This is a genomic window from Flavonifractor sp. DFI.6.63, assembly GCF_024462255.1.
Taxonomy (GTDB): domain Bacteria; phylum Bacillota; class Clostridia; order Oscillospirales; family Oscillospiraceae; genus Lawsonibacter_A; species Lawsonibacter_A hominis.
The window spans coordinates 25,718-40,589 of sequence record NZ_JANGBE010000008.1; the positions used below are offsets into that span (position 1 = coordinate 25,718).

Annotated in this window: 16 protein-coding genes and 1 pseudogene; 15 read left to right on the top strand and 2 right to left on the bottom strand. The window is 55.2% G+C overall.

What is annotated here, in order from left to right; genetic code table 11:
• Positions 1 to 47: 47 nt before the first annotated feature.
• Genes NE547_RS06110 through NE547_RS06120 form a run of 3 tightly spaced genes read left to right on the top strand, consistent with a single transcriptional unit; the run spans position 48 to position 1,890 of the window.
• Positions 48 to 842, top strand: a complete 795-nt coding sequence (locus tag NE547_RS06110; protein ID WP_006356266.1) for a replication initiator protein A — start codon at positions 48 to 50, stop codon at positions 840 to 842.
• Positions 839 to 1,681 (top strand): ATP-binding protein, encoded by an 843-nt coding sequence (locus NE547_RS06115; protein WP_002596233.1) that lies wholly within the window; start codon positions 839 to 841, stop codon positions 1,679 to 1,681. Before NE547_RS06110 ends, NE547_RS06115 begins: the two co-directional genes overlap by 4 nt.
• Before the next feature lie 14 nt (positions 1,682 to 1,695).
• Complete coding sequence (locus NE547_RS06120) at positions 1,696 to 1,890, top strand: transposon-encoded TnpW family protein (RefSeq protein ID WP_002596234.1); 195 nt, start codon at positions 1,696 to 1,698, stop codon at positions 1,888 to 1,890.
• Positions 1,891 to 1,954: 64 nt separating this feature from the next.
• Here the strand turns inward: NE547_RS06120 and NE547_RS06125 are convergent, their stop codons facing one another.
• Positions 1,955 to 2,155, bottom strand: coding sequence for a hypothetical protein (locus tag NE547_RS06125; RefSeq protein ID WP_002596235.1), 201 nt, complete (start codon positions 2,153 to 2,155; stop codon positions 1,955 to 1,957).
• A 225-nt stretch (positions 2,156 to 2,380) separates the two neighbouring features.
• On the opposite strand from NE547_RS06125, the gene NE547_RS06130 reads away from it, so the two are divergent.
• The 12 genes and pseudogenes from NE547_RS06130 (at position 2,381) to NE547_RS06185 (ending at position 14,461) form a co-directional block, all read left to right on the top strand.
• Positions 2,381 to 3,997: a recombinase family protein gene (locus tag NE547_RS06130; RefSeq protein WP_002596236.1), complete on the top strand. Its 1,617-nt coding sequence runs from the start codon at positions 2,381 to 2,383 to the stop codon at positions 3,995 to 3,997.
• Between the two features lie 87 nt (positions 3,998 to 4,084).
• Positions 4,085 to 4,180 (top strand): annotated as a pseudogene (locus NE547_RS06135) (Maff2 family mobile element protein); the annotation flags it as partial.
• A gap of 69 nt (positions 4,181 to 4,249) precedes the next feature.
• Entirely contained in the window at positions 4,250 to 5,113 is an 864-nt protein-coding gene (locus NE547_RS06140) for a VirB6/TrbL-like conjugal transfer protein, CD1112 family (protein ID WP_113992836.1), read from the top strand.
• Between the two features lie 14 nt (positions 5,114 to 5,127).
• On the top strand, positions 5,128 to 5,532 hold the full coding sequence (locus NE547_RS06145) for a PrgI family protein (protein ID WP_256175009.1): 405 nt from the start codon (positions 5,128 to 5,130) through the stop codon (positions 5,530 to 5,532).
• A complete protein-coding gene (locus tag NE547_RS06150; RefSeq protein WP_370866826.1) occupies positions 5,483 to 7,897 on the top strand; it encodes a VirB4-like conjugal transfer ATPase, CD1110 family in 2,415 nt (804 codons plus the stop codon). Before NE547_RS06145 ends, NE547_RS06150 begins: the two co-directional genes overlap by 50 nt.
• Positions 7,898 to 7,917: 20 nt before the next feature.
• Positions 7,918 to 8,538, top strand: coding sequence for a hypothetical protein (locus NE547_RS06155; protein WP_256175011.1), 621 nt, complete (start codon positions 7,918 to 7,920; stop codon positions 8,536 to 8,538).
• A 201-nt stretch (positions 8,539 to 8,739) separates the two neighbouring features.
• Entirely contained in the window at positions 8,740 to 9,297 is a 558-nt protein-coding gene (locus NE547_RS06160; RefSeq protein ID WP_256175012.1) for an NYN domain-containing protein, read from the top strand.
• Between the two features lie 91 nt (positions 9,298 to 9,388).
• A complete protein-coding gene (locus NE547_RS06165; protein ID WP_256175062.1) occupies positions 9,389 to 10,414 on the top strand; it encodes a DNA cytosine methyltransferase in 1,026 nt (341 codons plus the stop codon).
• A complete protein-coding gene (locus tag NE547_RS06170) occupies positions 10,411 to 12,405 on the top strand; it encodes a C40 family peptidase (protein ID WP_256175013.1) in 1,995 nt (664 codons plus the stop codon). The genes NE547_RS06165 and NE547_RS06170 overlap by 4 nt, the downstream gene beginning before the upstream one ends.
• Positions 12,406 to 12,418: 13 nt before the next feature.
• Positions 12,419 to 13,144: a phosphoadenosine phosphosulfate reductase gene (locus tag NE547_RS06175; protein WP_256175064.1), complete on the top strand. Its 726-nt coding sequence runs from the start codon at positions 12,419 to 12,421 to the stop codon at positions 13,142 to 13,144.
• Between the two features lie 2 nt (positions 13,145 to 13,146).
• The gene (locus NE547_RS06180) at positions 13,147 to 13,422 is read left to right on the top strand and encodes a DUF4315 family protein (RefSeq protein WP_256175014.1); all 276 of its coding nucleotides are present in this window, start codon (positions 13,147 to 13,149) and stop codon (positions 13,420 to 13,422) included.
• Positions 13,412 to 14,461 carry a CD1107 family mobile element protein gene (locus NE547_RS06185; protein ID WP_256175015.1) on the top strand — a complete coding sequence of 350 codons (1,050 nt, stop codon included), beginning with the start codon at positions 13,412 to 13,414 and terminating at the stop codon, positions 14,459 to 14,461. Before NE547_RS06180 ends, NE547_RS06185 begins: the two co-directional genes overlap by 11 nt.
• Positions 14,462 to 14,498: 37 nt before the next feature.
• Here NE547_RS06185 and NE547_RS06190 read toward each other — a convergent pair whose 3' ends face one another.
• Positions 14,499 to 14,849: a hypothetical protein gene (locus NE547_RS06190; RefSeq protein ID WP_256175016.1), complete on the bottom strand. Its 351-nt coding sequence runs from the start codon at positions 14,847 to 14,849 to the stop codon at positions 14,499 to 14,501.
• Between the last annotated feature and the right edge of the window lie 23 nt (positions 14,850 to 14,872).

The following is a 14,872-nucleotide window of genomic DNA, read 5'->3' on the forward strand; positions in this document are numbered from 1 at the left end:
AAGGGTACGCGATACATTTATCCTTTTCCCCCGGAAACGGCGTTTTAATGCGTGACAATACGCCAAAATCAACCCGAACACAGGGAGGTGATCCTATCGCTGATTATATCAGGGCAGACACGCGGCTGCCCGCCTATCTGCCGTATCCCCGTTTCCTGCTGAAAATGGAGATTTCACAGACCGCCAAGCTGCTGTATTCGCTGCTGTTAGACCGTTCCACCCTCTCCCAGAAAAACAAGTGGCTGGACGACGAGGGCAGGATTTATATTATCTATCCCATCGCGGAGATAGCAGAAATACTGGATAAAGGCAGCACCACCATCAAGGGGGCGCTTAATGAACTGGACACGGCGGGGCTGTTGGAACGGGAACGGGGCGGCTTCTCCGCACCGAACCGGCTTTATGTCAAAGTACCGCCAGTGCCACAGGTACAGTTTTCAGACCAACTGATGGCCGGAAGTCCGCCCCTCATAGAGCCGGAAAACCGTCCTACTGATGGTCAGAAAACCGACCTTATGATGGTCGGAAAACCGTCCCCTAACCAAACTACTATAAACAACCTTACAGAGAGCCAAACAAAGGGAGTGAGTGGGGGGCCGTCCGCGCCCTATGGCCGATATGGAAATATTTTTCTGTCACAGACCGAATACGACGAGTTGCAGGCAGAGTACCCTGACAGGCTGGAACGGTTCATCGAGGAAATGAGCCGCTACCTTGCCGCCAACGGGAAAAGCTACCAGAACTATGCCGCCGCCCTGCGGATATGGGCGGGGAACGACAAAAAGGAAGCCCCTAAAAAGGGCATACCAGACTACTCATGCAAGGAGGGCGAGAGTTTATGAAGAATGAAATCAACGCGGTTTTGGAGAATATGACGACCACCATCCCGGAGCCGGAGGACTACACCGGCGAGGACGGTTTACTGTACTGCGGCAAGTGCCGCAAGCCGAAAGAAGCCTATTTTGCGCCGGATAAGGCCGCTATCTTCGGGCGCGACCGCCACCCGGCAGAGTGCGACTGCCAGAGAACCGCCCGCGAGGAACGGGAAGCCGCCGAAAAGCGGCGCAGACACCTTGACACCGTGGAAGAACTGAAACGCCGGGGCTTTACCGACCCCACCATGCGGGACTGGACTTTCGAGAACGACAACGGCAGGAACCCGCAGACCGGGCTTGCCCGCCGGTATGTGGAGCATTGGGAAGATATGCGGACAGACAATATCGGCTGCCTGTTCTGGGGCGGCGTAGGCACCGGCAAAAGCTACCTTGCAGGCTGTATCGCAAACGCCCTCATGGAGAAAGAAATCCCCGTCCGCATGACGAACTTTGCTCTTATCCTCAATGACCTTGCCGCCAGCTTTGAGGGGCGCAACGAGTACATTTCCCGCCTTTGTCGTTATCCGCTGCTGATCCTTGACGACTTCGGCATGGAACGCGGGACGGAATACGGGCTGGAACAGGTGTTCAATGTGATTGACAGCCGTTACCGCAGCGGCAAGCCGCTGATCGTCACGACCAACCTTACGCTGGACGACCTGCACAACCCGGAGGACACCGCCCATTCCCGGATTTATGACCGCCTGCTTTCCATGTGCGTCCCGGTACGCTTTACCGGCGACAACTTCCGGCAGGAAACCGCCAAGCGGAAAATGGAGAGCATGAAGAAACTGATTACCGACTGAAAGGAGTATTGCCTATGGCAGATAACAAGCAGCACGACACCCGCACCACCCGCCGCCCTGACTGTGTGACGGAAATCCGCATGGGCAATTCCGTCCTTGTCGTGTCCGGCTATTTCAAGAAAGACACCACAACCACAGCCGCCGACAAAATGGCGCGGGTACTGGAAGCGGAAGCCGCTGCTACACAGGAGCCGACTTATCCGGCGTGAACCGGGGCATGGAAAAGCGGCCATGCCAGGGAGCATGACCGCTGGAACGAAAATCGGAAGTGCTTTAGCAATTCTTAATCTCATTCTCTATAAAATAATTTGCAATTTCAAAGGCTTTTATTCTTCTCTTTGCCAATGTGATTTGTGATTTATAACGCTCGGAATTATCCTTTGATTCAAATGTTTTTACTGTTTCTCTTAGCTTGTGCAGAGTTGAATCAATTTGCCTTTTGGCCGCGGTTAATTCATCTATTGTATACTTCATGTTTTCTCCTTTAACTTCTGATTTTTTTGTTAAATCAGAGTATACCACGGAGTTATGAACTTTTCTACTGCAAATATGGGACGACAACCCATACCATAAAAATCGGAAAATTGAAAAGCTGTAAAGAAGCAAATTTAACGCTTTTGCCGCTGTACAGCCCCCGCCGTTCCGTGGTACAATGAAACCACGGAATAGTGGGGCTGGCTGTCGGAAACGGAGGATTTTATGTTAAGACAAGCCACCCAAAACCTCATTACCGCCCTTTATCCGAGATTGTCCCACGAGGATGAATTGCAAGGCGAGAGTAATTCCATATCGAACCAAAAAAGGATACTCGAAACCTACGCAAAACAGAACGGCTTTACCAATCTGCGCTGGTACACCGACGACGGTTTTTCCGGCGCGAACTTCCAGCGGCCCGGATTTCAAGCCATGCTTGCGGACATTGAAGCCGGGAAAGTGGGTACGGTCATCGTCAAGGACATGAGCCGGTTAGGGCGAAACTACTTGCAGGTAGGGTTTTACACGGAAATGCTGTTCCCTCAAAAGGGTGTGCGTTTTATCGCTGTCAACGATAATGTGGACAGTGCCAGCGAGGGCATGGACAACGATTTTACCCCGCTGCGAAATCTGTTCAATGAATGGCTGGTGAGAGATACGAGCAAGAAAATCAAGGCAGTGAAAAAGTCAAAAGGCATGAGCGGCAAGCCTGTTACCAGCAAGCCGGTTTACGGCTATGTGATGGACGAGGACGAGAATTTTATTATAGACGAGGAAGCCGCCCCGGTGGTGCAGCAGATTTACCAGCTTTGCCTTGCCGGGAACGGCCCGACCAAGATTGCCCGTATGCTGACGGAGCAGCAAATCCCCACGCCGGGGACGCTGGAATATCAGCGGACAGGCAGCACCCGCCGTTATCACCCAGGCTATGAGTGCAAATGGGCGACCAACACCGTCGTTCATATCCTCGAAAACCGAGAGTACACCGGATGTCTGGTGAACTTCAAAACGGAAAAGCCTTCTTATAAGGTCAAGCACAGCATAGAGAACCCCGTCGAGAAGCAGGCCATTTTCGAGAACCACCATGAGCCGATCATCGACAAGGAAACATGGGAACGGGTGCAGGAGTTACGCAAACAGCGCAAACGCCCGAACCGCTACGATGAAGTGGGGCTGTTCTCCGGGATTTTGTTCTGCGCCGACTGCGGCCATGTGCTGTATCAGCAGCGGTATCAGAACAAAGACCGCAAACAGGACTGCTACATCTGCGGCAGCTACAAGAAGCGCACCCGCAACTGTACGGCGCACTTTATCCGCACCGATCTGTTGACCGCTGGTGTCCTGGCAAATCTCCGGCAAGTGACCGAATACGCAGCCAAGCATGAGAGCCGGTTTGTGAAACTACTTGTCCAGCAGAACGAGATCGGCGGCAAGCGAAAGACCGCCGCAGCCATCAAGCAGCTTGAACAGGCGCAGGAACGCATTTCTGAAATCAGCCGCATTATCAAGCGGCTGTATGAGGACAATGTAAACGGCAAAATCAGCGATGAGCGTTTCATGGAACTGTCGGCTGACTACGAAGCCGAGCAAGCGGAGCTGAAAAAGAGAGCCGCCGCCCTGCAAGCCGAACTGGACAAGTCACAGGCAGCTACCGTCAACGCCGAGAAATTTATGGGCATTGTCCGCAAGCACCTTGCCTTTGAAGAACTGACCCCCACTCTCTTGCGGGAAATGATCGAGAAAATTGTGGTGCATGAGTGCAGCTATGATGAGAACGGCACCCGCAGGCAGGACATTGAGATTTATTACAGCTTTGTCGGCAAGATTGACTTGCCCGAATAACCGCCCGACCTATCCGACACAATGGCCAAGTGTCGGATAGGAACGGCAAAATTTTTTGCACTTCTATTGCTTCTTTATCACACATAAGCAAAAAGCCAGGGTGTCAAGCAGCTCGTCGCGGGCGGCGGCGTGGCGCTGATCGGCGTGACCCTGATCCCCCTGCTGTCCGGTCTGCTGGGCTGAGTCCTATCAAAATCTCAGAGGCGGCTCCCGTTTCACGGCGGGAGCCCCCGAAAGGAGGTGTGACCACCCGTGATAATCGACACAATCCAGGAATGGTTCAAGGAGGTGCTGATCGACGGCATCATCTCAAACCTTTCCGGGACCTTTGATACCGTGAATACGAAGGTGGCCGAGATCGCAGGCGAGGTCGGCATGACGCCCTCCGGCTGGAACGGCGGTATCTTCAACATGATCCGCAGCCTGTCCGAAACGGTCATTGTCCCCATCGCCGGCATCATCCTCACCTTCGTCATGTGCTATGAGCTGATCCAGTTGATCGTCGAGAAAAATAATCTCCATGATTTTGACACCTGGCTTTTCTGGAAGTGGATTTTCAAGACCTTCTGCGCGGTGCTGATCGTCACGAACACCTGGAATATCGTTATGGCGGTGTTCGACGTGGCGCAGAGCGTGGTCGATCAGAGCGCAGGCGTCATCATTTCCGATGCTGGGATCGACATTTCCGGCGTCGTGGGTGATCTGGAAACAACGCTGGCGGACTGGAGCATCGGTTCTCTGCTGGGCCTGTGGTTTCAAAGCGTCTTTGTGGGCCTCTGCTCCCATATCCTCACCATTGCCATCTTCCTTGTGATCTACGGAAGAATGATCGAGGTGTACTTGACCGTGTCCGTGGGGCCGATTCCATTTGCCACGATGGTCAACCGGGAATGGGGCCATACGGGGCAGAACTACTTGAAGTCCCTGCTGGCGCTGGGCTTTCAGGCGTTTCTTATCATGGTCTGCGTCGGCATCTATGCGGTGCTGGTGCAGAATATCGCCGTGGGGGATGATATCACCGTGGCAATCTGGGAGTGCATGGGCTACACGGTGCTGCTGTGCTACACCCTGTTCAAGACCGGCAGCCTTGCAAAAAGCCTGTTCGGAGCGCATTAAAGGAGGTATCAATTTTGGCATACGTAACGGTTCCAAAGGACCTGACAAAAATCAAAAGCAAGATGCTGTTCGGCTTGACGAAGCGGCAGCTTGTGTGTTTCGGATCGGCGGTGCTTGTGGGAGTGCCGCTTTTCTTTTTGAGCAAGAGCAGCATGGGTACGACCTCGGCGGCGCTGTGCATGATCCTTGTCATGCTCCCGTTCTTCCTGTTTGCCCTCTATGAGAAAAACGGGCAAACACTGGAAGTGATCCTGGGGCACCTGATCCAATGCAAATTCATCCGTCCGAAGCAGCGCATCTATCAGACCAACAACGCCTATTCCGCCCTGGTGCGGCAGGCAAAACTGGAAAAGGAGGTACGGGCGATTGCTGAAAAGAGCGGCAAAACCGGAAAACGCACAGCCCGCCGCAAAGCGTAAGCTCACGCGGGTGGAGCGAAGACAAATCGAAGCCATCATCCGGCAGGCAAAAGGCGACGGCAAACCCCATACCGTGCAGGACAGCATCCCATTTCGGAATCTGTACCCGGACGGTCTGTGCAGGCTGGACGACCGGCTTTTCTCCAAGACCATAGCCTATGAGGACGTCAACTACCGTCTGGCAGGGCCGGACGACCAGCGGGATATCTTTGAACGCCTCTGCGATTTCTATAACGGCTATGATCCCTCCATCGGCGTGCAAATGACCCTGAGCAGCCGCCATGAGGACAAGAACGGAAACCTGTTCGGCATGGATGCCCAGGGCGACGCGCTGGACGATATGCGCATGGAGGCCTCCGGCATCCTGCAAATGCAGTATGAGCGCGGCAACAATGGCTTCGTGAAAAGCAAGTATGTCACGCTGACCATCGAGGCGGAAAATCTTCCGGCGGCGCGGGCAAGGTTTTCCCGGATCGAGGCAGACACCCTGAACCGCTTCAAGGTCATGGGCGCGGGCGCAAGGGTGCTGGACGGCAAAGAGCGGCTGGCGCTGCTGCATGGCCTTCTCCATCCGGAGGGCGGACAGTTTGCCTTTGAATGGGACTGGCTCTCGGCAAGCGGCCTGTCCGTCAAGGACTTCATCTCACCGTCCTCCTTCGAGTTTGGCGAGACGCGGCGTTTCCGCATAGGTGAAATGTATGGTGCGGTGTCCTTCTTGCAGATATTAGCCCCGGAGATCCAGGACCGTATCCTCACGGATTTCATGGATGTGGAGGGAAACCTTCTCGTCACCATGCACATCCGCGGCATCAACCAGAACGAGGCAATCAAGATGGTCAAGCGCAAGATTACCGATCTGGACGCCATGAAGATTCAGGAGCAGAAGAAGGCTGCACGCAGCGGCTACGATCTGGACATTCTCCCCTCCGACCTCTCCACCTACGGCGGCGCGGCGAAAAATCTCCTGCAGGATTTACAGAGCCGCAACGAGCGAATGTTCAATATGACCTTCCTCATGCTGCATCTAGCGCCCACGAAGCAAAAGCTGGAGATCGCCGTTTCGCAGTCGGCCAGCGTCGCCCAGACCCATAACTGTATCCTAACCCGGCTGGACTTCCAGCAGGAGGACGGGCTTATGTCCTCGCTGCCGCTGGGCCTCAGCCGTATCAAGATCGAACGGAGCCTCACCACATCGGCGCTGGCGGTATTTATCCCCTTCGTCACCCAGGAACTTTTTATGGGCGGCAATGCCATGTATTACGGCCTCAACGCTCTTTCCAACAACATGATCCTGCTGGACCGCAAGCAGTCCCGTTGTCCCAACGGTCTTGTGTTCGGCACGCCGGGCAGCGGCAAGTCCATGAGCTGCAAGCGGGAGATCACCTATGTCATGCTGACCACAAAGGATAATGTCATCATCTGTGACCCAGAGGATGAATATTCTCCGCTGGTGAACCGGCTGGGCGGCCAGGTGATCCGGCTCTCTCCCAACAGCCGCGACTATGTAAATCCGCTGGATATCAACCTCAATTACAGCGAGGAAGAAAACCCGCTGGCGCTGAAAAGCGATTTCGTGCTGTCTTTCTGCGAGCTTATCATGGGCAGCAAGACAGGGCTGGAGGCTATCGAGAAAACCGTCATTGACCGGGCCGTGCAGAAGATCTATCAGCCGTACTTCGCAGATCCCCGGCCGGAGAATATGCCGATCCTCTCCGACCTCATGGCCGCCCTCACCGCCCAGCATATCCCGGAGGCGGACCGCGTGGCCCAGGCGCTTGACCTGTATGTGAACGGCTCACTCAACTTCTTCAACCACCGTACCACCGTGGATATCCGCAACCGCCTTGTCTGCTTCGACATCAAGGGGCTTGGCAAGAACCTGAAAAAGCCGGGGATGCTCATTGTCCAGGACGCGGTGTGGAACACCGTCACGGTGAACCGCTCCATTGGGCGGGCCACCTGGTATTTCGTGGACGAGTTCCATTTGCTCTTGAAGGAGGAACAGACAGCGGCGTACAGCGCCGAGATCTGGAAGCGTTTCAGAAAGTGGGGCGGCGTCCCCACCGGGGCAACGCAGAACCCGAAGGACCTGCTGCACAGCCCGGAGATCGAGAACATTCTGGAAAACAGCGATTTTATCTATTTGCTGAACCTCTCCGCGGGCGACCGCAAGCTGATGACGGAGCGGCTGAACATCTCCGCCGAACAGCTTGCCTATGTGACCAACGCGGACCCCGGCAGCGGCCTTCTGTTCTTCCAAAATGTGATCCTGCCCTTCAAGGACGAGTTCCCGAAGGATACGGAGCTGTACCGGCTTCTCACGACAAAGCCCAGTGAGGTTTCCCACGATGGGGAAAGCGGATAAGGAAAGGATGGGACAAGACCATGAAATATGTCATCGAAAGCAAGACCTATGAAAAGCACATCAACGACGAGGTGCATCTGTACGGCCTGCTCCACCAGCTTGCGTTCCTCGCCGAAAAGGCGAAGGACGAGAAGGATCTGGAAAATCTGGTCGAGACGGCAAAGCGCTACGGCGAGATCGCGGAGGAAAAGTTCGCCGCCTGGCGTATCCCCGGCCGCTATCTGGTGTTTGGGGACAGGAAGGACCTTGCGGAGCTGAAAGCGGCGGAGCTCACGCCCTTGACCGCCGTGCTGAAAGAGCACGACGCAAAAATCAGGGAAAAGCAGCGCGCCGCCACCGCCCACGATCCCGCCTACATCATCTCCGGCGGCGCCTTCCGTATGCTGGTGGGCGATCTCTTTGACCTGCTGGCACAGTACAGCTTTCTCCGCAACCGTGTTGTAGAAGTGAAAACGGAGCGGCAGCTTGCGCGGCTGCAGAAGAATCTCTCCGGCGAGAATCCGAGCATTCGAAGAATGTACCGCAGGTGGGGCATCACGGACAGCACAGGCATCACGGGCTTCGATATACTGGAAAGCGCCATTCGCAGGACGCACCTGACGCCCTATGATCCGGACGGCAGCGAGGACGACTATGACTGAGCTGGTCCACGTGTGTTTACCGATTCAGGGAGAGAGTTCAACGAAGCATATAGCTGGATAAGCCACTTGTTATTAATCAAAAGGTGCCCTGCGACGCAAAAGCGCAAAAGAGTTGTCTAATACTAATAAACGCGCAAAATAATTTGTTGAAAATATTGTAAATATAATATATAATCACTAATAGAAGGGAGGAACAAGTAGATGTTTATTTTTTGGGACAACTCAAACATTCACTATTCTGGGCTAGAATCCGTATATCCAATTTTTGAGCCGGGAAAACCACGAGAAATCTATCGAACATATTTTAAAAATTTGTTTGAATTGGTTCGCAATGGTCGAGTTATTGATGGGGCATACGCAGCAGGAAGTGTACCACCTCCTTCGGATGAATTATGGGGGTATTTGCAAAACCTCGGAATTGATATGACCCTCTTGGATAAAACAGCGGCCGGTAAAGAGCAAGATAGCGTGGATATGTCACTACAAACAAATATGTTCCGTGTCGCACTGGACAACAAGCCCAATACAATGGCGTTATTGACCGGAGATGGATCAGGCGGCGCTCTCGGCAAAGGTTTTTTGGCTGATTTGCAGCGTATTCATAGATTAGGTTGGAATATAGAAGTATATGCTTGGGAAACGACCTGTAACCGATATCTAAAAAAGTTTGCCGAGGAAAATGGCATATTTGTTCCGTTGGAAAAGTATTATTTTTCTATTACTTTCCTTAAAGGGGAGAGAGTTGTCAGTCCTCTATGAGATAACATAACTCCATACTTTATAAGAGAACCCCTGCTTCAAAGATGAAGTAGGGGTTTTCTTATGCCAAAAATCAGGAGGTGAATACAAAATAGCAAACCAACTGACCCATGTGAGCCTGTTCTCCGGCATTGGCGGGCTTGATCTGGCGGCGGAGGCGGCGGGCTTCCGCACCGTCTGTCAATGCGAGTGGGCAGACTATCCCTATTCCGTTCTGGAAAAGCACTGGCCGGATGTGCCGAGATTCCGGGATATCACGACTTTTACAAAGGAGGCGTTTTTTGAAAAAACAGGACTTGAAACCGTTACCGCCCTCTCAGGCGGATTTCCCTGCCAGCCCTTCTCCACCGCGGGGCAGCGAAGGGGCTTTGCGGATGAACGCTACCTGTGGCCGGAAATGTGCCGCGTTATTACCGAGCTGCGGCCCCGTTGGGTGCTTGGGGAAAATGTTGCTGGCTTCATCAATATGGGGCTCGACAAAACGATCTTTGACCTGGCAAAAGCGGGATACGCTGTTCTCCCATTCGTATTTCCGGCTTGCGGCGTCGGCGCATGGCATGAGCGCCAGCGAACTTTTATCGTCGCGGCTGATGTTTCCCACGCCCCTTGCCTCCGACAAGAACACCTGCAGGGACGCGGCCAACCTGGATGTGTACCTCTCCGACAACGGAATATTCCGCAAGGTGAACAAAAGCGGCGCAATCTGGAGCCTGAGCCTGTCGGCGGCGGTATTCTATCTGACCCCGGCAGCGTCGGAGGGCTACCGCTCCACGCTGAAACCGGCGGCGTTTCGCAACAGCGCCCCGTCTGCCAACCTGTCGGCGCAGGTGATCCGGCAGGAGCAGCCGCTATCCGAGACGGCGGCGCTGAACCCGGACTGGGTGGAATGGCTCATGGGCTTCCCCCGGAAATGGACGGACGTATCCTCTGGGCCGCCGAGCCGGATGGCGTCCCCCGTATCACCGAAAACACCGCGGACCGCGCCCTACGGCTGAAAACCCTGGGCAACGCGGTCTGCCCGCCCCAGGCATATCCCATTTTCAAGTATATCTCCATGATCGAGACGGGCGAGTGTGTGAGCATTTGTCCCTACGGAAAGGCAGGTGGTGACGCATGAAGGAATGGAAGGCCTCCGAGAAGGAGGCGCAGAAGATGACCCGCGACGGAGCCATTTCCGTCAACATGGTCACAGGCGAGGCGAGCCATGTTTCAGACCGTGCGCCGGAGCAGGACTATTCCCCCTCCGGCGATTCCACGGCGCTGACAAGGACTGCCCTCCACCATCTGGACGACCGGCGCGTCCGGAAGTCTCAGAAGAAAAAGCGGCGGAACCGCCGCAAAGCCTACCGGGAGGGTACGGCGGCAAATAGCCGTCCATCCTCCTGTTTGCAGTTTTCAGACGAGGAATGCGCCGCGCCGGAGCTGCAACAGGCGATCCGCAAGTCCGACAAGGCGGCGGATAAGCTGGACGCGGCAAGGGCCGCCATCCCCAAAAAGCGCATTCTGGGCACGGAGCGTGTCTTTGACGAGGCTTCCGGCGCCGGGCGTACAAGGCTGGTATTCCATGAGACGGATAAGCCGGCTTCGATCCGGCAGCCGGGGTCGAACCCGCTGACGCGGCCTTTGCAGGAGGTCGCCCACGCCGCCCACGCCAAGGTGCGGGAGGTGGAGCAGGAGAACTCCGGCGTGGCGGCGGGCCATCTCACCGAGCGCGGCATGGAAAAAGCCGTGGGCTATGGGAACCGTAAGCTGCAAAACTGGCGGGCGGAGCGGCAGGTGAAGCCCTGGCGGGACGCGGCAAAGGCGGAGCAGGCGGCGGTCAGGGCCAACGCGGAGGCACTTTACCAAAAGGCGCTCCATGATAACCCCCATCTTGCGTCCGGCAGCCCCATCTCCCGCATCTGGCAGAAGAAGCGGATGCAGCGGCAGTACGCGGCGGCCTACCGGGCGTCGCGCGGCGCGGAGGGTGCAAAGGCGGCGGCACAGACGGCAGCCAGGAGCGCAAAGAAAGGCGCGGAGGCGGCGAAGAAGGCCGGCGAGTTCATAGCCCGGCACAAGAAGGTGTTCCTTATCATCGGCGGGGTCGGCCTTGTGCTGGTGCTGCTGTTGGGCCTGTTGCAATCCTGCTCCTCCATGTTCGGCGGAGGCGTGTCCAACATCGTTGCGTCCTCTTATCTCTCCGAGGATGCTGACCTGCTGGCGGCGGAGGCCGCCTACTGCGCCAAGGAGGACGAGCTGCGGCGATATCTGGATACCTATGAGCAGACCCACGACTATGACGAGTATCACTACGATCTGGACGAGATCGAGCACGATCCCTATGTGCTGCTGTCCATTCTGTCGGCGCTCCATGAGGGCACCTTCACCATAGACCAGGTGCAGGGCGACCTTCAAATGCTGTTCGACAAGCAATACATCCTCACCGAGACGGTCACCACGGAAACCCGCTACCGCACAGAGACGAGAACGGACAGAGAGGGCAACGAGTATGAGGTGGAAGTCCCGTACACGTATTACATCTGCACCGTGGAGCTTGAAAACTTCGATCTGAGCCATGTTCCCGTTTACATCATGGATACGGAGACGCTTTCCATGTATGCCGTGTATATGTCCACGCTGGGGAACCGATCCGACCTGTTCCCGTCCTCCTGGTATGTGGACAAGTATATCACGACCCCGCCGGAGGACTATGAAATCCCTGCGGAATACCTCTCCGATGAACGCTTTGCGGCGCTTATTACGGAGGCGGAAAAATACCTGGGATATCCCTACGTCTGGGGCGGCAGCAGCCCATCCACCTCCTTTGATTGCAGCGGCTTTGTGAGCTATGTTCTGACCAACAGCGGTCTATGCAATATCGGGCGGCTGGGAGCCCAAGGCCTATACAACATTTCCACACGGGTATCTGATCCGCAGCCGGGCGACCTGGTATTTTTCGTTGGGACCTACGATACCGCGGGCATCTCCCATGTCGGCTTCTATGTGGGGCTGGACGATGCGGGCAACCCCATGTTTCTGCACTGCGGCGACCCAATCCAGTACGCAAGGCTCAATACAAGCTACTGGCAGCAGCACTTTTACGCCTACGGCAGACCGCCGTATGATTGATGGAGGTGAGTATATCAATATTGTTTCCTATGGCGGCGGTGCGAACAGCACCGCCCTTCTTGTTGGACTGCATCAGCACCGTATCCCTGTTGACCTGATCCTGTTTGCGGATACGGGCGGTGAGCATCCCCATACCTACGCCTATCTGGATATCATGGATCGCTGGCTGGAGGAACACGGTATGCCGAAGATCACACGGGTCTATAAGACCACGAAGGACGGCAGGAGGCTGACCTTGGAGGATGAATGTCTGAAAAGCGGCACGCTGCCCTCTATCGCCTACGGCTTCAAGCGGTGTTCTCTGAAACACAAGATCGGGCCGCAGGAAAAGTTCTGCAACAACTATCCTCCATGCCGCAAGGTCTGGGTCAGCGGGAAAAAGGTGGTCAAGTTCATCGGCTATGACGCTGGCGAGCACTACCGCAGCGACAAGGTCCTTCTGCGTGATCTGGCAGACCCGAAGTACAGCAAGTGGTATCCCCTGATGGAATGGGGCTGGGACCGGGAGGCGTGTATCCGGGCAATCGAGGCGGCTGGCCTGCCGCAGCCTGGAAAGTCCTCCTGTTTTTTCTGCCCCAGTATGCGGGCGGAGGAGATCATCGACCTGCGGGAGCATTACCCGGATTTGTTCCGGCGTGCGCTGGCATTGGAGGATAACGCACGGGCCAACCTGAAAACCGTTCAGGGGCTTGGACGCAACTATTCATGGAGAGAACGATTTGGAAAGGAGTTTATTTGACTATGGCAACTACTGAGAAGATCCGTCGTGATATTGAGAAGGTCCGGGAGAAGATCACGGAGCAGCAGAAGCGCCTTCGTGCGCTGGAGGCACAGCTTGCGGAGGAAGAAAATATGGAGATCGTCCGTATGGTAAAGGCTGTCCATATGGACAACAAGGAACTGACCGCCTTCCTGCGTGCCTACGCCAGCGGCATGATCTCCCTGCCGGAAGGAATGATGGAAATGGAGGCCGCCGCTGATTCCGACATGATGGAGGGCACCGACGATGAAGAATAAGCACACGATCCGCACACTTGCGGTGCTGCTGGCCGTTATGCTCTGCATGACGGCCTTTTCCACGGTCGCTTTTGCAAGCAGCGAGGATACAGTGCCTACCTCTGAGGCACAGACGGAACCGACTGACAGCGCGGATATCACCGGGGACGATCTCTCCGAACTAATCTCCACGCTGTTTGGCTCTGTGCTGGGCGGCGCAGAGAAATCCGGTAAGACCGGCACCGTCACCACGAATGGAGGCAAGCTGAATGTCCGCACGGGCGCCGGGCTGGATAACTACGCTTTCGCGCAGCTCCCGAACGGAACGGTGGTAGAGGTCGTCGGCACGGATGGCGACTGGTATATGGTCCGGCTGCCGGAAAAGATTGGCTACGTCTATTCCGGCTATATGACGCTCAACGATACGGGCGGCGAGGCTGACGGCGGCCTATCTCTGTCCATTGATCCCGACAAATTGAGCGAGCTGTTTGAGCAGCTTATGGGCGGCAGCGGCGATGCCGCCCTGACGCCGGACGGGAACCTTTCGCTGATCGACGATATCGGCAGCAGCACCCGGAGCGGCAAGCAGTTTATCACTGTGGAAACGAGAAACGGCAACGTGTTCTATCTCATTATTGACCGTGACAACGAGGGCGAGGAAACCGTGCATTTTCTGAACCAGGTGGATGAAGCCGACCTTCTGACGCTCATGGGCGACGATGCGCCTGCGGCGGAGGTACCCGCCGTCTGCAACTGCAAGGAAAAGTGTGCGGCTGGCGCGGTAAATACGAATTGCCCTGTCTGCAAGAATAACCTCTCCGAGTGCAGCGGCAAGGAGGTAGTGGCAGAGCCGGAGCCTGAAGCGGAGCAGCCGGAGAAAAAGAGCAGCGGCGGTCTGCTGGTCATCGTCCTGCTGCTGGCGCTGGCAGGCGGTGGAGCCTTCGCCTATGTGAAGCTCATCAAGCCGAAGCAGGGTGTGAAGGTTAGCGCTGATCCCGACGATTACGATTTTGAGAATGAATCGCCGTGGATAGAAGAAAATACTGTAGTTGACGAATAACAATAGTGCACCGCCTCTATAGCGGTGCACTATTAAATCAGAACGCAAGGCAAGTCCATCCGTGTAGCGTTGCAATATGTTCTAAATCATTGTGTAGCGGAGAATCAATTTCCATGATAAACGGCTTTAGTCCGACTGTGCAAACGCTGTCAGCATAATTAAAGCAAACAGACAGAACTTCTTGCTCATGTTCATCAGCTGGCCAATAACCATCTTCAACTGTTTCACCAATATGGGGAACTGCATGATCTCCAATATCAAATTCTTTTGTGAGAGATGCCGCAATACGTTTGGCTGAAATGTCTTTAAGGGCAAGAGTCTCATCTTGTAGAGCAATATGTTCCTCATGGGTAACGGCATATTGCAACTGATAAAGTCGCAGCTTCATTGTATCCCTCCTTTCATTTAAAA